The following is a 22,617-nucleotide window of genomic DNA, read 5'->3' as shown; positions in this document are numbered from 1 at the left end:
ATAGGCCCCAATCCAAAAACATTTAAATCTTTCTAATGAAAAAATTAAGTTTTTTAAAACCCATCATCAATTTCATCTTAATTGGATTGTTGATTACTACTTTAAGCCGATTATTTTTGTTCTTTATTTTTAAAGACAGAGTAGTAGAAACGCCAAATTTCTGGTACATTTTCCCAATCGGACTTCGAATGGATATGATCTTACTATGTTATATGTCTTTCCTGCCGGCAGTTTTAATTACTTTTTTGCCCAATAAAGCATTAAAGTTTACCAATAAATTCCTTGTAGTTTACAGCTTTTTATTCCTGTTTCTGATTCTTTTTGTGGAGTTGGCAACACCGGATTTTGTAAAACAATACGACACACGTCCGAATAAAATTTTCTTAGATTACCTGATTTACCCTAAAGAAGTAGTCGGAATGCTTTTAAAAAGTTATCTGACCTCGATCATCGTGACTTTTTTAATTTTAGGAGTAGTGCTGTATTTTGCTTTCAAGAAGGGAAAAAAATACTTCTATACCAGCAGTGCTGACTATAAATTTAAATTGATGGTTTTTCCATTATTGGCTTTTTTATTGTTTTTTGGAGCTCGTTCAAGTCTTACTTCAAAACGCCCGATCAATGCGAGTAATGCTGTATTTTCAACAGATCAGTTAACCAATACTTTGGGATTGAATTCTTTTTATACGGTAGCTTTTGCAGCTTACTCGATTAAAAATGAAGGAAATACCAAGATGTATGGTAAAATGGAAGAAGCCGAGGCAATCGCTCGTGTAAAAAAATACATGTTGGCCGGACCTGGTGATTTTACAGACGCTGAAATTCCATTTCTGCATGTACAGCAACCGGACACGCTTTTGAAGAAACCATACAATCTGGTTATTTTTCTACAGGAAAGTTTAGGGGCGGAGTACGTTGGTATTTTGGGCGGAAAACCACTAACACCTGAATTTGATAAACTATCTAAAGAAGGTTTATTGTTCACCAATTTGTATTGCACAGGAACGCGAAGTGTACGCGGAATCGAAGCGGTAGTGACTGGATTTTTACCTTCACCTTCAGAAAGTGTAGTGAAATTAGGAAACTCACAGCAAGGATTTTTTACATTGGCCGATGCGTTAAAACAAAAAGGATATGACACCAGTTTTATTTATGGTGGAATGGCAAATTTTGACAATATGGCATCCTTTTTTAACGGAAATGGATTTCAGGATATCGTAGACCAGGAAGATTTTGAATCTGATGGGAACAAATATGCTTTTAAAGGAACCTGGGGATATTCAGATGAGGATCTGGTAACCAAAGCCAATAACTATTTTAAAGCAAAAGGAGACAAACCTTTCTTTTCTTTAATGTTTTCGACCTCCAATCATGAGCCTTTTGAGTATCCTGCGGGAAGAATCAAACCTTATGATGCCAAACCGGCAACCGTAAACAATGCTATGAAATATGCTGACTTCTCGATTGGGAAATTTTTTGAAATGGCTAAAAAAGAGCCTTATTTCAAAAACACGATTTTTATTGTAATCGCAGATCACAACACCAGAACGTATGGTAAAAATTTAGTGCCAATTAATAAGTTTCACATTCCCGCTCTTATAATGGGACCTGGCGTTCAAAAAGGAGCCGTTTACAGTAAATTGGCCAGTCAGATTGATATTCCACCAACCTTGTTGAGTTATTTGGGACTTCCGTTTGAAACACCTATGGTTGGAAGAAATCTAAACAAACTGGATGCGAAAACACAAGGAAGAGCTATCATGCAGTTTAATGATATCAATGCTTTTAGAGTCGAAAATCAAGTCGTTATTATGCAACCTAATTTGAAACCGCTACAGTTTGAAATTAAAAATGATACCACTCTAATTCCGGTTAAATTAAATGAAGACCTAGCAAAAGATGCTTTGGCACATGTAATTACAGCAGGAAATTTATATAAGGAGAATAAGTATAAGTTAAGAGGAAAAGGGACTAAGTAGCTAAGGTGCTAAGTTTCTAAGAATAAAAAAAACTCAGAACCTTATAACCTCAGTTATTTAGTATCTCTAAAATACAATTCCAACAAATTCTGAGCAGCTGCAAAAGGTGAAATTTCATCGTTTTGCACTGCTTTTTTGTTTTGTTCCAATTGAGCTATAATTTCGGGCTGATTGTAAAAATTTAGTCGTAGTTGCTCGTTTATAGTTTCCATCATCCAGAATTGATTTTGTTCTTTTCGTCTTTCCTGAAAGAAACCTGATGCCGTGGTTGCTTCTGTATAATCGGAAATCGTATTCCAAATTTCTGAAATGCCATCTTTGGTAACAGCGCTGCAAGTCGTTACTTTTGGCTGCCAGTTTGATTTTTTTGGAGGAAATAAATGCAAAGCCCTGTTGAATTCGAGTTTTGCCTGATTGGCTTTTTTGATGTTGTCGCCATCTGCTTTGTTGATTACGATGGCATCAGCCATTTCCATAATGCCGCGTTTAATACCCTGAAGTTCGTCGCCGGCACCGGAAATTTTGAGTAATAGAAAAAAGTCGACCATACTGTGAACAGCGGTTTCGCTTTGACCCACACCAACTGTTTCAATAACAATTGTGTCAAAACCTGCAGCTTCACATAAAATAATTGATTCTCTTGTTTTGCGCGCTACGCCGCCCAAAGTATCTCCGGAAGCACTAGGTCTGATAAAAGCATTTTCGTCTTTTACAAGTTCTTCCATACGGGTTTTATCTCCTAAAATACTTCCATGCGAAATCGAGCTGCTTGGGTCAACGGCCAAGACGGCTACTTTTTTTCCTAAATGTGTCAGGTAGCTTCCAAAAGTTTCAATAAAAGTACTTTTTCCAACACCAGGAACCCCTGTGATTCCAATACGAATCGATCGATTGGCATGCGGTAAACAACCGTTTACAACCTCGTTTGCTTTCGCAACATGTTCCTGATTAGTACTTTCCACCAAAGTAATTGCACGACTCAACGCGGTAATATTTCCTAATAAGATACCTTCAATCAATTCAGATGAAGAAGGTTGTTGTCTTCTGTTTTTTTTGATTTGACGAATAGCGGTAACATTGGTGATTTCTGGAGGAGAAATTCCGGCTTTTTCGTGTAAACTACCTGATCGTTTTTCTGAAGCTGACAAAATATACTTTTTGGTAGTGTAAAAGTACAGAAAACAAAAACAGTTTCAAAAAGGATTTTTTTTTGCAAAGGTGCAGAGGTACAAAGGTTCAAAGCTGCAAAGGTAAAAAGGTACAGAGAGGAAAACCTTTGCAGCTTTGCCTCTCTGTACCTTTGTCCCTTAAAAAATTGTCTTAATAAGCTGCTGTAAAACGAACCTGGTGGTGTTTTGGGGTTTCGGTTTCGTCAGCAATTACAACTGCTAAATCTTCTACAGATAGAATACTTCTCTGTTCGTCATTAAAAACCGGATTTTCCAAGCCTAAGCGGTATTTTCCTGTTCTTCCGGTGGTAATACCCTGGTGCATTTCGAAAGCCGGACTAAAGAATGCCCAATCAAGTTCTTTTTCTTCTTTTAGAAAGTTTAAATAATCTCTCGCGGCAGATGCTCCGGCGTGGTATTCTTTTGGGAAGTCCGGGGTATCAACAGCTTGTAAGCCAGGAGCTACAAATAAACTTCCAGCTCCTCCTATGGTAATGAAACGTTTTACACCGGATTTTTTTACTGCTTCCTGAATTGCTTTTGATCCGGAAATAAAATCGTCGTAGATATTTGGGTTGGTCCATCCTGAGTTGTACGCATTAACAACGACGTCATTTCCTTTTAAAATTTCTGCCAGAGCGTCTACATTAAAAATGTCTGCGCTTTTCCAGATCACATTTGCGTTGTCTTTTGGGTTTCTGGCAATGGCAGTAATCTCATGATTTCTGTTTGTAAGTTCGTTTAAAATAGCAGTACCAACAAATCCGGTTGCTCCAATAATTGCGATTTTCATAATATATAAATTTAATTAGTAATAAAAAATGTTACAGTTTTGTGTAAAAAAATAGTCTTAGAATTGATTAGAAAAATCTTCCAGTGTGATTCCGTCTAATTGTAAACTAACTTTTTGATTCATTTCAGCATACAAAGAACTCAAATTTTGATTGATCTTTTTTCCAACCGGACAATCCGGATTAGGCTGATTTTTGGCATAACCCAGATTGATGGTCTCAAAAGTCATTTCAAATATTTCTTTTAATGTAATTTTTGAAGGATCGACAGCCAATTTTGTACCGCCGTTTTTACCTTCCTTACTTTCCACAATATGATGCGCTTTTAAATTGGCAATTTCTTTTCTCACCAATACCGGATTAAGATTAATACTTCCCGCAATAAACTCCGAGGATAAGAAATCATTCGGGAATTTAGTGAGTAAAGTTAAAATGTGAATAGTTATGGCAAACTTACCTGAAATCATACTGTAATAAAATATGTTACAAATTTAAGATGTTTTTTGAATTAAAAAAAAGTTTTAACTAAAAATTAATTTTCTACACAGAAAAAACATAACCTAACTTTAGAAGAAAATGTAGTAAAGGACTTGTTTTAGTAAGTGGTAACACGTTTATTGAGCATCTGATTTCTGATAGAAGAAAAATAAACCCAACCGATAAACAACAGTTGTAACGGTACTCTAAACCATAAATAGGAGAGACCTTTACCGTTGTAACTGGCCGTTTGCAGATTGATAGTGTGGCTGGCTGCATAGATATTTGCGGGAAGCAAAACAATAAAAAAGAGGACAAGAAGTTGAGCAGTAAGCAATCTTGTTTTTGGAATCAAGAGCCCGACTGCTGCAACCAGTTCTATAATTCCTGTTGCATAAACAATTCCGGTTGGCCAGGGTAAGAAAGAGACCATCATAGCCATTCCTTTGGTGAATACAAAATGGCTTACAGCTGTAAATGCAAGCATGGCTGCCATGGCAATTCTGGCCGCCTTTGAGATTTCAAATCTTTTTGAAGTAAGTTTTACAAAGAGCAGTGCAATTGTAAAGACACCTAGTAACACAATTAAAGTTTCCATATCTTTTTTTTACAAAGTTGCGTAGTAAAGGGATCTGAAACAATGAACCAGGGTTAAGAAATACGTTTTCTTATTCTGCTCAGTGCCTGTGGAGTGATACCAATATAAGAGGCAAGGTATTTTTGAGGAATCCTTTGTATGAGTTGTGGTTGCTCGGTAAAAAGGTTGAGATAACGCTGCTCAGCCGAGTCGTTAAGCAGTGAAAGTTCTCTTTTGGCTTTTTTAAGAAACAGCCCTTCGCTTGCAATGCGTCCAATGGTATTGCCAATTTTAGTTTCGGCATAAATATCCTGTAGATCTTCATAGGATATGCGCCAAAGAACCGTTTCTGAGAGCGTTTCGATTGTATAATTTACCGGTAATCTGGTGATAAAGGAATCGTAACCACTTGTAAATTCGCCATCAAACACAAAGGTAAAAGTGAGGTCATGATCTTCACCGGGAATGTAATATCTCACCAAACCTTTTTCTACAAATGAGAGGTAGTTTTCGATTGTGCCTGTTTCAAGTACTGACGTTTTCTTTGAAAATTCCTGACGTACAAGTTTGGATGAAAAAATATTCCATTCGGTATCCGAAAGCTTGGTTATTCGCTCAAAATTGTCTCGTATTAACTGCATTTGTTTTTTGGAATTAGAACTTAAAAGTAACAAAAAACTTAGAGAAGTGATTTAAAATGTTTTATACATCAGATAATAAATGTCTATTTTTGTCAGGACTCAACGATATGAACAACTTTATTCAAATATTTCTATTTCTTGCTTTGGGCTTGTTTTTGCAGCATATTAAGCAATTTCCAACTCATATTTATAAGGTTTTAAATAAGGTTGTCCTTTACGTTTGTCTACCCGCAATAACTCTGTATCATATTCCTAAAATAAGATGGAGTAATGAATTACTGTTTCCGATACTATCAGGTTGGATTAGCTTTTTACTGGCTTTTGCGTTTTTTCATTTTCTAGGCAGAAGATTGGGCTGGTCTAACAGATTAATTGGCTGTTTGATTTTAACTGCCGGATTAAGTAATTCTTCTTTTTTGGGATACCCTATTATTGAAGCTCTGTTTGGGAAGAAGGGTTTAGAAACGGCAATTCTTGTCGATCAGCCGGGCACTTTTGTGGTGGTTTCGACGCTGGGGGTTTTTGTAGCCGCTTTTTATTCTAAAGGCAGTGCGGATTCTTTTAGCATATTCAAGAAAATAATTTTATTTCCTCCGTTTGTTACTTTTGTGACAGCCTGTCTGCTGAATGTCTTCGAATACGATTTAGATTTGAATGTTCAGTCTGTTTTATTGAAAGTGGGAAGTTTTGTAACCCCTTTGGCGCTACTCTCGGTGGGATTACAGCTTACTTTTGACCGAAAAAGCCAGCATTGGCAATTTCTGCGTCTCGGACTTTTCTTTCGACTTATTGCAGTTCCGTTTGTTATTTTGGTTTTGTACGTTTTTATTCTCGGACAACATTCTGAAGCCATTAAAATTACTATTATGGAAATGGCAATGGCACCTATGATTACAGGTGCAATCTTAGCTTCGACTTATGGATTAAAACCAAAATTGAGCAGTATGATGATTGGTTTCGGAATCCCAATTTCGTTTATCACCCTTGCTGTCTGGTATTGCATAGTGCATTTTATTTAGCTTTAAATACTAATTAGACAGACTAAATAGAACTTTAACTTTTTTTTAGAAAAACAGTGTTTTCTTTGTTCTTTTTTTGACTAATTTTAGAGAAACTAAAAAATATACAATTATGTCAACATTAAGATTAGGAGATATTGCTCCGGATTTTCATGCAGAAACAACCGAAGGGCCAATTAATTTTCATGAATGGTTGGGAGATTCCTGGGGTGTTTTATTTTCGCATCCATCTGATTTTACTCCGGTATGTACTACCGAATTAGGAACAGTTGCTAATTACCTTCCGGAATTTACCAAAAGAAATACAAAAGTTATTGCACTGAGTGTAGATGGCTTGGAATCCCATTTAGAGTGGATCAAAGACATCAATGAAACCCAGAATACAACGGTTAATTTTCCTATAATTGCCGACGAAGATAAAAGAATTGCAACTTTATACGATATGCTGCATCCAAATGCAAGCGATAAATTTACCGTACGTTCTGTGTTTGTAATTGGTGCCGATAAAAAAATAAAATTGACCTTAACATATCCGGCTTCAACAGGAAGAAATTTTGATGAATTGCTTCGTGTGATTGACAGTTTGCAATTAACAGCCAATTATAGTGTAGCAACTCCTGCTAACTGGAAAGACGGAGAAGACGTTGTGATTACTCCAGCTGTTCCGGATAGTGATATTCCTGCGAAATTCCCAAAAGGATATACACCAATAAAACCTTATTTACGCATAACACCGCAGCCGAATAAGTAAGGGATTAAGCTTCTAAGGCACAAGATTTTTTCTTATGGATTTTTGTAAATATTATAGTGTTGAGAGACTAAGTGTTTTCAGTAAGTAAGTTAAAAGACTAAGGTTCTAAGGTAAGAAGTTTTATAACTCCAAACCTTAGAACCTTAGTATCTCAGGGCCTTAGTACCTCAGTGCCTTAAAAACTTAGAATTTCTTCATAAGCTCAGCCATTCGTTTTTTATCGCCAACAACCCAGATAATGTCATTTTTTTCGAGAATTAAGTGAGATTCCGGGTTTAATATACGATTACCGTTTCTTTCAATTCCCACAACAAGACCACCGGTTTTTCCTCTAAACTGACCGATACTTTTTTGTACAAAATCTTCGTGAGCAATCTCCAACTGGCGAAGTACAATTTCAGATTCTTCTACATTTTTACGAGCTTCAATTTCATTTTGATTGAGATATTTGTTGAATTCAGTAACCTGAGCATCTGTACCAATAACGCAAATTTCATCACCAGGAAACAAACGTTCGTTTTTAGTCGGAATTGGAATAGTGATATCTCCTCGTTTTATGTAGGCAATATTGATTCCCATTGATTCTCTAATACGCAATTCTTCAAGGGTTTTGCCCACTAAATTTGATTCTGTTCCAATATCAAAAAACGACATGTGACCGTCCCATGGCATTAAATTAGCATAACGTCTATCAATTTTTTTGTTTTCACGATCGTTTAGATTCTTTAGAAAGTGATTTTCAATTTTATGATATTGTTCGTTTAGTTTTTTAGGGAATATTTGGTAAACTACAACGGCAACTACTAAGGCAATCAGAGCAACCAAAGGAGAGAAGAAGATGTTTAGCAAGAATCCAATTAAGAACAAACCAAGACTCATCCTAATTAGAATCAACATCAATATAGCACCACGGTATTTGCGCTCTTCCCATAAAGTATCAACTTCTTCTACTGCAACTCTTCGAAGGGAGAGTGCCCATAAAAACGGAGCGATAATGACCAGTGTAATAAGTGCTGCCAGTGTATTTCCAAATCTTGTTTCTGCAACCAAAGGCGCAACAAATTTTACAGATAATAAAATAATGGCCGTGATAATGATAGTGTGTAAAACGATTTGTATGATATAAGCATTTAGTACTTTTTGCCAGACACTAACTGATTTTATGGCCTGAGCATTGACACTGTAACGGTTGATGTTTTTAACCCATTTTCGAGGAAGTTTTCGTTCCAGAAAATCAGAAAAAGGTACGGCATATTTTACCATAAATGGGGTTGTAAAAGTGGTAATAGCAGAAACGGCAACAACCACAGGGTATAAAAAAGAACTTGTTACGTTCAGAGTCATTCCTAAAGTAGCAATGATAAACGAGAACTCCCCAATTTGCGATAAACTCATTCCCGTTTGTACGGATTGTTTTAAGGGCTGACCGGCCAGTAACGCCCCAATAGTCGAACTTACAGATTGACCGATGATAGTTACAAAAGTTAAAATAGCAACTGGCAGTGCATGTGTGTATAACATTTTAGGGTCGATAAGCATACCAACAGATACGAAGAAAATAGCCCCAAATAAATCTTTTACAGGTTTTATAAGATGCTCAATATGTTCTGCCTGTGTGGTTTCGGCAATAATAGAGCCCATGATAAAAGCACCCAATGCTGGAGAAAAACCTACGTTTGCAGCAAAACTTACCATTGTTAAACAAAGGGCAAGCGATATAATCAGCAGCATTTCGTCAGTCAGTAAATGTTTGGCCTTTTTAAGTAAGGTTGGGATAAAAAAGATCCCCCCTAGGAACCATACCGTCAGGAAGAAAATCAGTTTTAAAACAGACATCATTAATTCGCTTCCCGAAAATTGCTGACTTACTGCAATAGTTGACAGTAATACCATCATTAAAATGGCAACAAGATCCTGTACAATTAAAGATCCGATTACGATCCCGGCAAATTTTTGAGCTTTTACACCCAGTTCATCAAAAGTCTTTAAAATAATTGTTGTAGAAGAAATAGAGAGTATAACTCCTAGAAAGATACTGTCCATTTGCGCCCATCCCATCCAGCGCCCCACCATATAACCAATTACAACCATGGTAATAATCTGAGTAATGGCTGTTATAGATGCTGTACCTCCGACTTTCATTAGTTTTTTGAAACTAAATTCGAGACCTAAGCTAAATAATAAGATGATTACACCAATTTCTGCCCAGACTTCAACACTTTTCATTTCGGTAATGGTAGGAAAGAAATCAAAATGATTTCCTGCCAGAAAACCGGCAATTAAATATCCTAAAACTAAGGGTTGTTTGATTAATCTAAATAATAAAACAGCAATTCCTGCAGTCAGCAGGATTAGACCTAAGTCGCTAATTAAGGGTTGTAAATGGTGGGTAGTTTCTGCAGCGGCATTTAAGGCGATCATAGAGTAGTGTTTTTTGTTAAGAAAATCATTCAGCTTGTTGTTTCAGTTTTTTTGCTAAAAAAAACAGTTTTCTGAAAGAACAGCTTTTCAATGTAAATTATGTTCACTCACAACTCCTTCAGAAAATAAAAGAGAGAGTGAAATCGTCCGGCTAATTTTTTAGTACGATTTGTAAATAAAAAAAGCTATCGATAAAGATAGCTTTTTTTGCGAAAATATTATAGGTTTTCTTTAGATTCCTACATAGTTGCTAGGGGTAATGGCCATTAATTCGGCTCTAACAGCGTCAGAAACTTCTAAAGTTGCAATAAAATTATGAATGGCTTTTTTGTCAATTGCTTCATTTGTTCTGGTCAAACCTTTCAAAGCTTCATACGGATTTGGATACGCCTCACGACGTAAAATTGTCTGAATTGCTTCGGCTACAACAGCCCAGTTTTTTTCTAAATCTTCAGCAAATTTAGCCTCGTTTAGTAATAGTTTGTTTAAACCTTTTAAAGAAGCTTCAAAAGCAATAATTGTGTGTCCCATAGGAACTCCAATGTTACGTAAAACAGTACTGTCTGTTAAATCGCGCTGTAATCTTGAAACCGGTAATTTTGCTGCCAAATGTTCAAAAATAGCATTGGCAATTCCTAAGTTTCCTTCTGAATTTTCAAAATCAATCGGGTTTACTTTATGTGGCATAGCAGACGAACCAATTTCTCCTGCTTTGATTTTTTGTTTAAAGTAATCCATCGAAACATACGTCCAGATATCACGATCTAAGTCGATGATAATTGTATTGATTCTTTTTAAAGCATCAAAAAATGCAGCAAAATGATCGTAATGTTCGATTTGAGTGGTTGGGAATGAATGGTGTAAGCCTAAATCAGTTTCAACAAATTTATTACCAAATTGTTTCCAGTCGATTTGTGGGTAAGCTACGTGATGCGCATTGTAATTTCCGGTTGCACCACCAAATTTAGCGGCAAACGGAATGTTAAATAGCAAACGCATTTGCTCTTCTAAACGCTCTACAAAAACTAAAATTTCTTTCCCTAAACGAGTAGGAGAAGCTGGCTGTCCGTGTGTGCGGGCCAACATTGGAATGTCTCTCCATTCTACGCTTAATTCTTTTAATTTAGAAATTAAAGCAATTAGCGAAGGCATATAAACCTGCTCAAAAGCTTCTTTTGTAGAAAGCGGAATCGCAGTATTGTTAATGTCCTGAGAAGTTAATCCGAAGTGAATGAATTCTTTGTATTGAGATAAGCCCAGTTTTTCAAAAGCATCTTTGATAAAGTATTCCACAGCTTTTACATCATGGTTGGTTACTTTTTCGGTTTCCTTAATCCAAAGCGCGTCTTCAGTAGAGAAATTTTTGTAGATATTTCTCAAACTGTCAAACAAATCAGAGTTTATGCCTGCAAGCTGCGGTAAAGGCACTTCGCATAAAGCGATGAAATATTCAACTTCAACCAATACACGGTATTTGATTAGAGCTTCTTCTGAGAAAAATGGTGCTAATGAAAGGGTTTTATTTCTATATCTTCCATCAATTGGAGATATAGCATTCAATTCGTTTAAAGTAGTCATTGTTATGTTGTTTGTTCGAAAGGCACAAATATAAACAGAATTTGCGAATTAGAAGTAGTCTACACGTCAATTGAAGGCATTTAAAAGGTAAAAGAAATACAAATTTCACTAATTTATACAGATCAATTAATTTATAAATAATCAATTGGTTTGAAAGAAATCATCTTCGTGTTAATTTGTGAAATTTGTGTTCAATAATTATACGCCTGGAATTGATTTTAGTTTGTCTCTTAATTCAGCAACGCCTTCTGAAGCAATTTTAGAAATTACTTCAACTTTGTTTCGAATATTTGGGATCGCAATTGGATTTGGATCAATATAAAAAACGGGAGTAATCGAAGGGGTATATGAAATTAATCCTGCGGCTGGATATACCTGTAAAGATGTTCCAATGACTGCAAAATAATCTGCCGTTTCGGTAATTTCGATTGCTTCTTCAAGGGCTGGAACATCTTCGCCAAACCAAACAATATGAGGGCGTAACTGATGCCCGTTTTTATCTGTGTCGCCAGTAAACAAATCGTCGGTCCAATCTAGAATTACATTTCGGTTGTATGTGCTTCGGACCTTTAGCAATTCTCCATGCAAATGCAATATTTTTGTACTTCCGGCACGTTCGTGTAAATCATCTACGTTTTGAGTAATAATATACACGTCAAAATCCTGCTCTAATTCGGCCAGAATTTTATGCCCGGCATTGGGTTCTACTTCCTTAAGCTGTTGGCGCCTTTTGTTGTAAAAGTCAAGAACTAATTCCTGATTTTTTCGCCAGCCTTCAGGAGTAGCGACCTCCATTACATCATGGCCTTCCCATAAGCCATCACTGTCGCGAAAAGTTTTTATTCCGCTTTCGGCACTAATTCCGGCTCCGGTTAAAACAACTAACTTCTTTTTCATCTTGCTATAATTAAAGGATAAAAATAGTGATTTACTTATTGATTTTGGAGAAAAGCGACGTGGTTCGTAGAATTCTTTTAGTAGTTTAGGTGTGCCATAAAAGCGTATTTATACTTGTTGTTTGGGTCTTGCAAATGATTTAGTTTTAGTGAGGAATATAAAGAAAAGAGTTTTTCAATGATTTTAATACAATTTACAGGATTATCGGGTTCGGGTAAAACGACATTGGCTGAAAATGTTCGACAGCTTTTATTAGAAAAAAAATATAAAGTCGAGATAATTGATGGCGATGTCTATCGGAAAACAATTTGCAAAGATTTGGGATTCTCTAAAGAAGACCGCTGTGAGAATGTGAGACGGCTTTTTAATGTCGGGCGAAATTTTGTCGTGTCGGATACGATTGTTTTGATGTCGGTCATAAATCCCTATGAGAATCTGAGAAATGAACTTAGGAATCATGAGTTTGTCAGAACCGTTTATTTAGATTGTTCGATTAATAATTTAATCAAAAGAGACCCAAAAGGACTCTATAAAAAGGCGTTGTTACCGGACAACGATCGGGACAAAATAAATAATTTTACAGGAATAAGTGATGTCTTTGAAGTTCCTGCAAACGCTGATTTAGTATTGAAAACCGATTTTGAAACGGTCTCTTTTTCAACCCATAAACTGTATGATTTTATTATAGACAGTTTGCCTGATTTGGCTTAACTTTTAATAGCTGCAGGTTTCCTAATTGTATTTGTTTTACTTATTTCTTTGATGATAAAGCTTTTGTAAAATTTATATATTTACAGGCCCCAAAGAATACTTACTAATTTAATTTTTTATAAAGCATATGAATCCTTCCTCTAGTAAACTTCCCGTTTCTTTTTCAATAGAACAATTGCAGAAAGAATTTGCTTTATGTGAAAATGATTTATGGACGCCCCATTTTAATACTGGCCGCTACGAAGGCAATTGGACAAGTGTGTCTTTAAGATCACAGTCTGGTTTGATAAACGATATCACTTCTTTTGCTAATACAGATTATAAGAATACGGAGTTGCTGGATCGGTGTCATTATTTTAAAGAGATTATGGACTGGTTTCAATGCGAAAAGGAGGCTGTGCGATTGCTTCGGTTAGGACCTCAAAGCGAAATAAAAGAGCATACCGATAATGATACTTCTTATGAAGATGGATTTTTTAGAATTCATGTTCCGATCATAACAAATCCTGACGTGTACTTTTATGTAGATAAAAAACGGGTCCCTATGGAAATGGGAGAGTGCTGGTATGCTAATTTTCAGCTTCCACATAGCGTAGCAAACAAAAGTTCTGAAGCGCGTATCCATCTTACACTGGATTGTATCAGAAATGACTGGTCAGATAAATTATTTACAGATATGGGGTTTGATATTCATTATTCCCGAAAAAAAGAACAGTATTCTGACGAGATAAAACAACAGATTATTGCAGAACTTTCCCGAAATCCATCGGCAGCAGGAGTTCAGATTATAGCCGATTTACAATCAAAATAAGCGCTGAAAATGAAAAATACAAATCATCCTTTATTCAATTGGATTCCCTATAAGCTGGTCGAGAAAGAAAATGAGATTTATCTGGAATGGCTGTACCTGGACGACAAAAGGTATGTTGATCCTTTTTTTGATGAAACCATTTCTAAATGTAAAAGTCATGCCTATAATTCGAGTTTAATTAAAGCCGTAAGTACCGTTGAAAATTTAATAGAGTGGTCTCAGGAGCTTGTTTCGGTTGAATTAAAGGCCTTGGTGTTTCATGTCTCCCGATGCGGATCTACAATGTTAAGTCAGTCTCTGGCCACTTCTACTGAAAACATTATGATTTCGGAAGCACCTCTTATTGATGAAATTTTAAGAAGTCATAATTTTGGCTTAGAGAAAAAAAATGTGCTTTTAAAGGCGGCTCTAGTCTTTTTGGGTCAGAAAAGATTTCCGGAACAAAATAATCTGATTGTAAAACTGGATGCCTGGCATATTTTTAAAGCGGGCTATCTGAGATCGATATTTCCGAAATTGCCTTTTGCTTTGCTCTATCGAAATCCCACCGAAGTTTTAAAATCTCATCAAAAAATGATGGGAATGCATATGGTGCCGAATTTGTTACCACCTGAAGTTTTTGGAATTTCTGCTAAAGAAATCAGTGAGATTAGTTTTCAGCAATACGGAGCCTTGGTACTGGAGAAATATTTTCAGGGTTTTCTGGATTTTTATGAAGCAGATCAGAATGTTGTAAAACTCAATTATAACGATGGAATGAAAGGTGTTATAGAGAAGTTTATATCTTTTATTGATGTTGATTATAGTGCTAGTGAACTTCTGGGGATGTACGAACGACTTAATACACATTCTAAAAATGAAAAAGCAGTTTTTAAAGGGGATTCTTTCAATGAAGAACCTTTAGAGATCGATTTGATATTAGTAAAGAGTTTACATGAAAGGCTGGGGAATATCCTTTTGGAAGATGTAGCGCATTGAAAATAATCCTGAATTTTTCTTTGTGTTTTATTTATAATGTATTTTTGCGACAAATAAGATTGAAATGATTGATTTAGATTACCTCGCTTTCCTTGAAAATATATTAACTGATAACCGAAAAGAAAAATTTCTGAAAGTACTCGGAAACCGTACAAAGCACTTTACAATTGTGGTAGAGGACGTTTTTCAGATGCACAATACAAGTGCCGTGATGCGCAGTTGTGAGGTTTTTGGAATTCAGGAACTTAATGTGATCGAACAGCGTTACGGGAAGAAAATTGATAAAGAAATCGCTATGGGAGCCCAAAAATGGGTAGATATTCATCAGTATGATTCTGTTAGTACTTGCATTTCTACGTTAAAAGATCAAGGATATCAAATTATTGCTACAACGCCTCATGAAAATGATTGTTTGCTGGAAGATTTTGATATTACAAAACCGAGTGCATTATTCTTTGGAACGGAGAGAGACGGATTGTCACAGGAAATTTTAGACAAAGCCGATGGATTTCTTAAAATTCCAATGGTAGGTTTTACTGAGAGTCTGAATATCTCTGTTTCGGCGGCTATCATCATTCAAAACCTAACAAATCGATTGCAAAAATCAGATATTGACTGGCATTTATCCGAAGAAGAAATTCTGGAGAAACGTTTGGCCTGGGCGAAAAATTCGATTAAAGATATTAAACGAATTGAAGCAAGGTACTACGAAGAGAATCCTAAGGACAAAGTATAATTTTTTTTGAATCTCGCAAAGGCGCGAAGTCGCAAAGTTTTTCTCATTTTATGTCATTTCGAGGGACGAGAAATCTTCGCAAGTAACTCCGTAAAGAGATTCCAAGCTTCGTGGAGCTTCTAACGGAGATTTCTCGTCCCTCGAATGACAAACTAGGCGTCAAGTTATTGCCTTTTAAAAACCTTTGCGACTTTGCGAGATTTTCTTTCTATTTCTTCAAAAACAAAATAAACCCCAAAACACTAACAATTAAAATAGTTAATGCGGCTATAACCATTGTTAGATCCCTAATATTCTTTCCTGCCCAATCCATAAATAAAAATTTGTGAAGAATGGCAAAAGAATATCCTTCGATCCTATCACCATTTTTAACGACGGCAGCTAATCTTGAGGTCGAAGTCTCAATGAAATAAGTTGTTTTTTCGGGTGTGTCATAAGCTAGTTTTATAACCGGTAATCTTTTGTTGACAAAGCCATATTCGCGACTATTAAAATCAGTTAAGAGTTTAGCATCCAGTAATTTTACGTTTTCTAAAGAGATGTGGGTTTCATCTGAACTTTGATCCATTTCGCAACAAGCGGCTTTTGGAGCTCCATCTGTAAAATAATAAGCGAGAAATTCAGCGTATTGAAAATCCAAATCTGGTATAACTTTATTGGTTGCGGTATTAATATAAACGACTTCAGATTTTGGATCTTCTTTTTTGTTCCATTTTGAATTTGAATCTGATTTCGATGTTTTGAATTTTTGTTTTTCAAGCAATTGACAACGGAAATAGGTTGTATCATTTAAAGTAATAATGCTCGCATTCTGAAAACGGCTCCAGTCTAAATCCAGATTAGTATTGGCAATAGAAATTTCTTTGGTTTTGAAAGTTGGTTCGTAAACCATTTGCGATAAAGTATACGGATTCCATTTTGTAGTGGCATGGTAAGCACCGCTAAAAGCAAATGTCAAGGTAAAAAGCGAAATCCAAATACCAATTTGGCGATGGTATTTTCTAATGCCTTTTTTAGGTTGTAAAGAGTCTGTTTTTTTAAATTGTTTCCAAAATAACCCATAAATTACGATTCCGCTTATGGCCGAAAAGCCAATGATAGATAACAAAAAAATCATCGTTATAATTCGGATACTATTGTTTGATATTACATCGATAAACGACCAATTATGAAACGTATCAAAGAACCAGATAAACGCTTGTCTCGATGCTGGGTTATAAGTGGCGAGTTTGCCTGATGATGTTTCGACATAAACCTGCATGGCATCCGGACGATCAAAACTTAGTTTGTATACGGGTAAATAACGATTGACATATTTGTATTGCGACGTAAATTCGGTTACGACTTCGCTTTGTTTAATGGCGCTTTTTTGATCGTCCAGAAAATAGCGCGAAAGCCATTCGGCATATTTTTGATCTCCGTTTTCCAGCTTCTTTGCATTCGAAGTATCGAAATAGATCAGTTCACCAAAGATTGTTTTTACCTGATAAAAAGTAGCGTTGTTGAATGAAACGATTCGGAAATTTTTGAATTGTGTGATTTCATTTTTTTGTAAAACTTCCTGAATTGAAAAGTGCAGTTGGGTTTTATCAATTATTGGTATTTCTAGTTTATCGTGCGCAATTTCGGGTTTAAAAAAATGCGCCATAAACGGATGCATTAATCCTGATAAAGTCCAGAAAATAACCGGAACAATGGTTATTATGCCAATTGTTCGATGCCATTTGTACATGTGCTGCTTGACTTTCTTGACAAATTTTGAATCTTTCTTTTTAGATTTTTTGTCTTTGTTTATTTCTTTGCTCATTTTTAGGTTTTTTAGCCCCGATGGAGGCGATATCCTTTTTATGTCCGTCGCGGCGGACATAAAAAGATAAAGCCGAGAGCGGGATTAGCTTCTAATAATTATTATTTTGTGCCGCAGATTAAAATGATTAGAATGATTTTTTAAAATAATCTTTTTAAATTCTTTAATCTGTGGCAAAAAGGATTCTATTTTTTTAATGAAAAATTATACTGTATTCCAAACACAAAAGTTCTTGGAGCTGCTGCTGTATAAGTGGGCTGAGCGTTTGCGGTATTGGCTCTCGAAACATTATAAGCGTATAATTTATCGGTTAAATTGAGTACGTTTCCGTAAACTTCAATGCTTTTCCATTGATAACCTATTCTGGCGTTGAATAAGTTATAACCACTATATTTTACGGTATTGATTTGATCCTGGTAATAACTCCCAACCAATTGCCATTCGACAGAAGTTCGAAAATTTGGAAGCCAGTTTGGGTAATAACTTACCTCAGAATTTCCAGACCATTTTGGTGCGGCCGGCATTTCTCTCCCGTCCAGATTTTGAACAGGATCGCTTGGTTTGTCAGAAAGTTTAAAATCGATATAGGTGTGTTGTGAGTAAGTTCCGCCAAGACGAAAGTTGAATTGTTTTGAAGGACGATATGAAGCGCCAAACTCAATACCTTTATGACGCGTTTCTCCAGCCGAGCGATAATCTGTTGAATTATCAGGAAGTTTAATGTTCAAAAGTTCATTTTTTCCTTCCATATAGTATAAAGCGTAGTCAAAATTTAATTTGTTTTCAAGAAAAGAAAGCCATCCGCCAATTTCGTAATTGTTGAAAGTTGCGGGATCGAGATTATAATAAAAGTCAGCAGGAACGCCAGTTGTTCCGCCAGTTCCGGGTTTGGTTCTAAAGATTGATGTAATTCCGGGAGGCGCAAAACCCTGAGAATAATTGCCATAAAAACCAGCAAATTCAGTTGGATTGTAATTGGCACCGGCTTTAAAAGTCATTTTATCATAAACTTTACTTCCTGTAGAATTGTCAAGTGCGTTGTTGTAATTGACTTTCATATTATCGTAACGTCCGCCAACGGTAATAATTAGTTTTTCGATCGGGTTAAAACTCAATTGCGCATATCCGGCTGAGTTGAAAATATCTGCCGTATAATTGGCTAATTTTGAGTCTGGATGTTGGGCAACAATCTCGTACGAACTAACGGTTTGTTTGCCAGCTTGTCCAGGATTTAGATTGGCTTTTAGATCGATAACATACGACCAATAGGTCACGGGGGAATAATCGTATAAAGCTCCTGCAACCAATTTGGTGTTCCAAAAATTGAATTTTTGAGTATGCTGCCCAATCGCGCCATAACTTTTAAAGTTATTCGAGTTAATTTCGCCTTTTGCCGTAGTAGGATTTACAGTTGGGCTCCATCTAATTCCGTAAGAAGGATTTTGTCCTAATTTATTATCGCGCAAATATGCTGTAATATAACTGCTCGAATTGTTGTTCCAGTCGTGTTCTAATGTTAATCGTGTTCTTAATGCGTCAGATTTTCTATAAGTGAAATTAGAGGTGCTTTGGTAAGTTCTGTTATTAAAAGCAGCTTCATTAACAGTTCCGCTCATGTCCGAATAATATTTTCCGTACATCGTATTGCTGATTAATCGGGTCGAAGAGGAGATGTTGTAATCAATTCTCGCATTTAGATTGTCTTTATTATAGTCAGAATACGTCATCCAGCCATTTTCCTGTAAACTCGAAATTCCGGCAATATGAAAACCGACTTTTCCAATTGTTGCACCGCCAGCCGCCTGAAATCTTCGATATCCGTAATTATCAGCCTGAACGCCAAATTTAAATTCCGGATCAACAGGAGGTTTTTGCGAAATTAAATTAATCGTTCCGCCAACCGCTTCGGGTCCGTATAAAGACGAAACAGGACCTTTTACAACCTCGATACTTTGTATATTAAACTGATTAATTTCTAATAAAGCATTGTGGTTAAAGATTCCCATTGGACGAATAGGCAAACCATCTTCGAGATATAAATAATAAGCATTGGTTGTCATAGGCTGACGAATAGACATCATGTGTTGCTCGTTACCTAAATTAACCATCAAAACTCCGGGTGTTTTGTTGATGATTTCATAAACCGCTGTCGCCTTAGTTTCATTGATCGTTTTAGCGGTCAATTTGCTTATGGCAACCGGAGTTTCTTTACGTAAGGTAGCGGTACGATTTGCGGTGATAAAAACATTATCCAGTTCCTGCGATTGTGTTGTATCTTGCTTGACTTTGTTTTGTGCTAAGACACATTGCCCTACAATGAATAGAGCGAAGTATATTTTCTTCATTTTAAATGATATAAATTTTAAAAAGTACTCGACATTTTCTTGACAGAATGCCGAAAAAGCTTTTCAAAAGAATTGAAAAGCGGGACTAAAATCTATATCAAATAAGACGGTGGATGAAAAGTAGTATTCGAAACCGAAACAGGTTTTTTATCCGTGGGAGCAAAAATTTTCGCTGTCGATTCTGTTGGTAGGATTATTTTAAAATCGGCTATAATGATATTCTGAATGTAGACTACTTCTGCTTTTTCTTTCAAATTGTCGTGCATTCTTTTTTCGTTATCATCATATTTTTTCAAGCTTTTCTGAAGTTCGCATCGACCATTACAACTATTAAAAAGCATTTTGCGTTGTACACAAATAGTCTTTGATATCTCTTCCTGATTGAGCTTAAATACCGTGTAAACGCAGAAACTGCCAAATGATGGCATTAAAAGCATAAAGGAAAGAAATATGATGACAATTTTTCTCAAAGCTTGTTTCGTTGTTTTTCTTCTGTTTTAAAAATTACAGGGTATAATTTAAGTTGATGCTCCATCTGTAATTTGCCTCCATATTACCGCTTGATAAGTTTTGGTTAATAGGCAACATCGCATTAATTCCTACCGAAAATTTATCTTTTCCGGCTTCGATGCCAAATTTGCCAAACAAAATATCACCGGCTGTATTAGGTAAATTCAATCCGTGTTGTTGGTTGGTTTGGTAGACCTCGCCCGCTAAACCTGCTTGCGGAACAATTTGAATTGATTTTAAATCGAATAAATAAAAGAACGTTCCGGCATAATTAAACTGATCGCCGTATTGGTAATTTTTACTGTTTTCGGTTTTAAAAATGTAGTTTAGCGTTGTGTTTAAGCCTAAGTTTTTATGCTTTACCACATATTCAGAAACTAACGGAAAATCCCAGCTTCCGGTTCCCAACTGAAAACTCTGATTAATGCTTCCTAAATTATTTGCTTCTTTAAATTTTCCGGTAGGAAGTTTTATACCGCCACCCAAATTTATTTTATGCGTAAAAAAGGCGCTGTCTTTTTTGGTTTCAAAAACCGTATACAAAGCCATCACAGTAATATCACCTAATCCTTCGATGTTTTCTGTTCCGGCAGTTAATTGTCTTTCGTTAAAATGATACGGAACTAACGCCGAAATCTGAATTTTCTCCGTCACCGGAACTCGCGTCCAAGCCTGAATCGTATTGAAGTTTTCATCGATCCAAGGTGAATTGGCAAAGATTCCGTCGCGACTTGTATAGCTTTGTTTCATATATCTCAAGCCTACAAAATTATTGTTTAGCATCGAGCCAAAACCCATACTTCCACCACTTGCTGAACATCCGCACGCATCGCAATCAAAATCTTCCATCATTGCCAAACGCTGAAAAGTAAAGGCCGAAATACTATCTTTTGCGGTAAAACTAAAGGCCGAAAAACCAACCAAAAGCATTAATATTACTATTGTTTTTTTTATTTTCATTTTTATTGTTTTTAGGAGCTGATCCCGCTTTTCGTTTCAAGCTTTTTTCAAAATCCAATTTTTCTATGTTTTTACAAAGCTTCCGATGGTCGCTTTATAAACCCAGGAAAAATTAGGTCTTTTTTCAAAAAGGCTTTTCACTTCAAATATAATTCACTGAACTCCTATGAAAATAAAAGTTAGGTGAAGTAATCGGGGCTAGGACTCCGGTTTTTATTTTAATTTTATGCCATTATGTACAATTAATTTTAACACATAGAAACATAGAATTAAGTCTCTTGAAAAAGGTTAAAATAAATGACACATCATTTACACATAGCTATGTTTGTTAATGTAAGTGAAACGTCTTTTGCGATTAAACGAATCTATGTTTCTATGTATTAAAAAAAAAACGGTTTAATGTCTTTCTTTAATATTCTGCAAAACGTTTATCTGTCAAATACTGATTATCTGTTAGCGTTTTTAAAAACGCTATTATTTTTGTTTTTTCAGTATCCGTAAGTTGAATTCCAAACTTTCCATTTTGCTTTAATATCGGATCCAGCGTTGGTGAAGATTCTATACCACTTGCGTAGTGCTCCAGAACACCTTCTAAAGTGCCAAATCGTCCGTCGTGCATATAAGGTCCTGAAACTTCCACATTTCGTAAACTAGGTACTTTGAATTTGTAATAGTCGCTCGCTAACTCAGTGACTTTATATCTCCCAACATCGTTCACCATTGGGTTTACCGCCAGGCCGTTGTTGCGAAAAGAATTGTCTGTCTGTAAGTCGGTGGCATGGCAGGAGGCACATTTAGATTTGAATAAATCATATCCGGCCAATTCATCAGCTGTTAAAGTTCCACCGGCTTCTTTACGTCTGTATTTGTCAAACTTTGAATTAGAAGAAGTAACCATAACCATAAACTGCGAAAGCGCTTTTAGCATATTTTCGGTTGAGATTTCCCCGTCATTAAAAGCTTGTCCAAATAATTTTTTGTACTCTTTGTCGCCTTTCATCATCTTCAGAATAGCATTCAGATCTCCATTCATTTCTATAATGCTCGTTAAGGGAACTATAGGTTGCAGGTCTAAATGGTCTGCAGCTCCATCGTACATAAATATCGGCTGGTAAGCCAGATTCTGAATCGATGGTGTATTTCGTGTTCCCTGAGCATCATTCACGCCATGACTTACGGTGTGTCCGTGATGGGTGAAGGCGTTGGCCTGTATGTGACAAAAGCCACAGGAAACTACGCCGTCAGACGCTAAACGTCCGTCATAAAATAGTTTTTTGCCCAGTTCAAATCCTTTTTCAGTTGGAGGATTCTGCGCAATGTTATACGCTAAAGCAGGAAAGTTCGAGGGAACAGTAAATTCTAAAGGAATGTTTACGTATTCTTCTTCCTGATCAGAGCAACTCCACATCAGCGGAAGCAGTAACCATAGAAAATGTTTTATTTTCAGCATGATTTTTAA

General features: G+C 36.1%; 20 protein-coding genes. 7 read left to right on the top strand and 13 right to left on the bottom strand.

All coding sequences use genetic code 11. The features are described 5' to 3' along the window. The first annotated feature begins 35 nt into the window (after positions 1 to 35). On the top strand, positions 36 to 1,979 hold the full coding sequence (locus OGZ34_RS22150) for an LTA synthase family protein (RefSeq protein WP_263361770.1): 1,944 nt from the start codon (positions 36 to 38) through the stop codon (positions 1,977 to 1,979). Between the two features lie 53 nt (positions 1,980 to 2,032). Here the strand turns inward: OGZ34_RS22150 and meaB are convergent, their stop codons facing one another. The 5 genes from meaB to OGZ34_RS22125 all read right to left on the bottom strand — a co-directional run bounded on the left by meaB (position 2,033) and on the right by OGZ34_RS22125 (position 5,634). Continuing rightward, positions 2,033 to 3,127, bottom strand: coding sequence for a methylmalonyl Co-A mutase-associated GTPase MeaB (gene meaB, locus OGZ34_RS22145; protein ID WP_263361769.1), 1,095 nt, complete (start codon positions 3,125 to 3,127; stop codon positions 2,033 to 2,035). Positions 3,128 to 3,299: 172 nt separating this feature from the next. Next, positions 3,300 to 3,941: an NAD(P)-dependent oxidoreductase gene (locus OGZ34_RS22140; protein ID WP_173966150.1), complete on the bottom strand. Its 642-nt coding sequence runs from the start codon at positions 3,939 to 3,941 to the stop codon at positions 3,300 to 3,302. A 57-nt stretch (positions 3,942 to 3,998) separates the two neighbouring features. Then, the gene (locus tag OGZ34_RS22135) at positions 3,999 to 4,406 is read right to left on the bottom strand and encodes an Rrf2 family transcriptional regulator (RefSeq protein WP_173966149.1); all 408 of its coding nucleotides are present in this window, start codon (positions 4,404 to 4,406) and stop codon (positions 3,999 to 4,001) included. A 128-nt stretch (positions 4,407 to 4,534) separates the two neighbouring features. Beyond that, the gene (locus OGZ34_RS22130) at positions 4,535 to 5,014 is read right to left on the bottom strand and encodes a DoxX family protein (protein ID WP_263361768.1); all 480 of its coding nucleotides are present in this window, start codon (positions 5,012 to 5,014) and stop codon (positions 4,535 to 4,537) included. Positions 5,015 to 5,067: 53 nt separating this feature from the next. Next, the gene (locus OGZ34_RS22125; RefSeq protein ID WP_263361767.1) at positions 5,068 to 5,634 is read right to left on the bottom strand and encodes a Crp/Fnr family transcriptional regulator; all 567 of its coding nucleotides are present in this window, start codon (positions 5,632 to 5,634) and stop codon (positions 5,068 to 5,070) included. Positions 5,635 to 5,741: 107 nt separating this feature from the next. On the opposite strand from OGZ34_RS22125, the gene OGZ34_RS22120 reads away from it, so the two are divergent. After that, on the top strand, positions 5,742 to 6,653 hold the full coding sequence (locus tag OGZ34_RS22120; protein WP_173966146.1) for an AEC family transporter: 912 nt from the start codon (positions 5,742 to 5,744) through the stop codon (positions 6,651 to 6,653). Positions 6,654 to 6,765: 112 nt separating this feature from the next. Then, positions 6,766 to 7,404, top strand: a complete 639-nt coding sequence (locus OGZ34_RS22115) for a peroxiredoxin (RefSeq protein WP_173966145.1) — start codon at positions 6,766 to 6,768, stop codon at positions 7,402 to 7,404. A 183-nt stretch (positions 7,405 to 7,587) separates the two neighbouring features. On the opposite strand, the gene OGZ34_RS22110 is transcribed toward OGZ34_RS22115, so the two are convergent. The 3 genes from OGZ34_RS22110 to OGZ34_RS22100 form a co-directional block, all read right to left on the bottom strand. After that, the gene (locus OGZ34_RS22110) at positions 7,588 to 9,825 is read right to left on the bottom strand and encodes a cation:proton antiporter domain-containing protein (protein WP_173966144.1); all 2,238 of its coding nucleotides are present in this window, start codon (positions 9,823 to 9,825) and stop codon (positions 7,588 to 7,590) included. Positions 9,826 to 10,056: 231 nt separating this feature from the next. Next, the gene (gene purB / locus OGZ34_RS22105; RefSeq protein WP_173966143.1) at positions 10,057 to 11,403 is read right to left on the bottom strand and encodes an adenylosuccinate lyase; all 1,347 of its coding nucleotides are present in this window, start codon (positions 11,401 to 11,403) and stop codon (positions 10,057 to 10,059) included. A 198-nt stretch (positions 11,404 to 11,601) separates the two neighbouring features. Continuing rightward, positions 11,602 to 12,300, bottom strand: a complete 699-nt coding sequence (locus OGZ34_RS22100; RefSeq protein ID WP_263361766.1) for an SIR2 family NAD-dependent protein deacylase — start codon at positions 12,298 to 12,300, stop codon at positions 11,602 to 11,604. 177 nt (positions 12,301 to 12,477) lie between these two features. Between OGZ34_RS22100 and cysC the strand changes: the two genes are divergently transcribed. From cysC to OGZ34_RS22080, 4 genes are all read left to right on the top strand, one after another. Further along, positions 12,478 to 13,011 (top strand): adenylyl-sulfate kinase, encoded by a 534-nt coding sequence (cysC, locus tag OGZ34_RS22095; RefSeq protein WP_173966141.1) that lies wholly within the window; start codon positions 12,478 to 12,480, stop codon positions 13,009 to 13,011. Positions 13,012 to 13,138: 127 nt separating this feature from the next. Further along, positions 13,139 to 13,822 carry an aspartyl/asparaginyl beta-hydroxylase domain-containing protein gene (locus OGZ34_RS22090; protein ID WP_263361765.1) on the top strand — a complete coding sequence of 228 codons (684 nt, stop codon included), beginning with the start codon at positions 13,139 to 13,141 and terminating at the stop codon, positions 13,820 to 13,822. 9 nt (positions 13,823 to 13,831) lie between these two features. Beyond that, positions 13,832 to 14,800, top strand: coding sequence for a sulfotransferase family protein (locus OGZ34_RS22085; RefSeq protein WP_263361764.1), 969 nt, complete (start codon positions 13,832 to 13,834; stop codon positions 14,798 to 14,800). 64 nt (positions 14,801 to 14,864) lie between these two features. Further along, positions 14,865 to 15,536, top strand: a complete 672-nt coding sequence (locus tag OGZ34_RS22080) for a TrmH family RNA methyltransferase (RefSeq protein WP_173966138.1) — start codon at positions 14,865 to 14,867, stop codon at positions 15,534 to 15,536. 208 nt (positions 15,537 to 15,744) lie between these two features. On the opposite strand, the gene OGZ34_RS22075 is transcribed toward OGZ34_RS22080, so the two are convergent. The 5 genes from OGZ34_RS22075 to OGZ34_RS22055 all read right to left on the bottom strand — a co-directional run bounded on the left by OGZ34_RS22075 (position 15,745) and on the right by OGZ34_RS22055 (position 22,608). Continuing rightward, positions 15,745 to 17,343, bottom strand: coding sequence for a PepSY-associated TM helix domain-containing protein (locus OGZ34_RS22075; RefSeq protein ID WP_263361763.1), 1,599 nt, complete (start codon positions 17,341 to 17,343; stop codon positions 15,745 to 15,747). A 185-nt stretch (positions 17,344 to 17,528) separates the two neighbouring features. After that, entirely contained in the window at positions 17,529 to 19,688 is a 2,160-nt protein-coding gene (locus tag OGZ34_RS22070) for a TonB-dependent receptor (protein ID WP_263361762.1), read from the bottom strand. 92 nt (positions 19,689 to 19,780) lie between these two features. Continuing rightward, complete coding sequence (locus OGZ34_RS22065) at positions 19,781 to 19,984, bottom strand: hypothetical protein (RefSeq protein ID WP_263361761.1); 204 nt, start codon at positions 19,982 to 19,984, stop codon at positions 19,781 to 19,783. A gap of 208 nt (positions 19,985 to 20,192) precedes the next feature. Continuing rightward, positions 20,193 to 21,152, bottom strand: a complete 960-nt coding sequence (locus OGZ34_RS22060; protein WP_263363152.1) for a transporter — start codon at positions 21,150 to 21,152, stop codon at positions 20,193 to 20,195. 415 nt (positions 21,153 to 21,567) lie between these two features. Next, positions 21,568 to 22,608, bottom strand: coding sequence for a cytochrome-c peroxidase (locus OGZ34_RS22055; protein WP_263361760.1), 1,041 nt, complete (start codon positions 22,606 to 22,608; stop codon positions 21,568 to 21,570). Positions 22,609 to 22,617: the final 9 nt, after the last annotated feature.

Origin of the sequence: Flavobacterium collinsii (genome assembly GCF_946903285.1) — a bacterium.
Lineage (GTDB): Bacteria > Bacteroidota > Bacteroidia > Flavobacteriales > Flavobacteriaceae > Flavobacterium > Flavobacterium collinsii.
The sequence above is the reverse complement of the archived record's forward strand: the minus strand, read 5'-3'. Positions and strand labels throughout refer to the sequence as shown.

Bases quoted from the DNA above. Each gene is read 5' to 3' on its own strand.
- OGZ34_RS22080 (WP_173966138.1), top strand. From the start codon at position 14,865: ATGATTGATTTAGATTACCTCGCTTTCCTTGAAAATATATTAACTGAT.
- OGZ34_RS22135 (WP_173966149.1), bottom strand. From the start codon at position 4,406: ATGATTTCAGGTAAGTTTGCCATAACTATTCACATTTTAACTTTACTC.
- OGZ34_RS22085 (WP_263361764.1), top strand. From the start codon at position 13,832: ATGAAAAATACAAATCATCCTTTATTCAATTGGATTCCCTATAAGCTG.
- OGZ34_RS22100 (WP_263361766.1), bottom strand. From the start codon at position 12,300: ATGAAAAAGAAGTTAGTTGTTTTAACCGGAGCCGGAATTAGTGCCGAA.
- purB (WP_173966143.1), bottom strand. From the start codon at position 11,403: ATGACTACTTTAAACGAATTGAATGCTATATCTCCAATTGATGGAAGA.
- OGZ34_RS22125 (WP_263361767.1), bottom strand. From the start codon at position 5,634: ATGCAGTTAATACGAGACAATTTTGAGCGAATAACCAAGCTTTCGGAT.
- cysC (WP_173966141.1), top strand. From the start codon at position 12,478: ATGATTTTAATACAATTTACAGGATTATCGGGTTCGGGTAAAACGACA.
- OGZ34_RS22150 (WP_263361770.1), top strand. From the start codon at position 36: ATGAAAAAATTAAGTTTTTTAAAACCCATCATCAATTTCATCTTAATT.
- OGZ34_RS22130 (WP_263361768.1), bottom strand. From the start codon at position 5,014: ATGGAAACTTTAATTGTGTTACTAGGTGTCTTTACAATTGCACTGCTC.
- OGZ34_RS22055 (WP_263361760.1), bottom strand. From the start codon at position 22,608: ATGCTGAAAATAAAACATTTTCTATGGTTACTGCTTCCGCTGATGTGG.
- OGZ34_RS22075 (WP_263361763.1), bottom strand. From the start codon at position 17,343: ATGAGCAAAGAAATAAACAAAGACAAAAAATCTAAAAAGAAAGATTCA.
- OGZ34_RS22140 (WP_173966150.1), bottom strand. From the start codon at position 3,941: ATGAAAATCGCAATTATTGGAGCAACCGGATTTGTTGGTACTGCTATT.
- OGZ34_RS22120 (WP_173966146.1), top strand. From the start codon at position 5,742: ATGAACAACTTTATTCAAATATTTCTATTTCTTGCTTTGGGCTTGTTT.
- OGZ34_RS22115 (WP_173966145.1), top strand. From the start codon at position 6,766: ATGTCAACATTAAGATTAGGAGATATTGCTCCGGATTTTCATGCAGAA.
- OGZ34_RS22090 (WP_263361765.1), top strand. From the start codon at position 13,139: ATGAATCCTTCCTCTAGTAAACTTCCCGTTTCTTTTTCAATAGAACAA.
- OGZ34_RS22110 (WP_173966144.1), bottom strand. From the start codon at position 9,825: ATGATCGCCTTAAATGCCGCTGCAGAAACTACCCACCATTTACAACCC.
- OGZ34_RS22070 (WP_263361762.1), bottom strand. From the start codon at position 19,688: ATGAAGAAAATATACTTCGCTCTATTCATTGTAGGGCAATGTGTCTTA.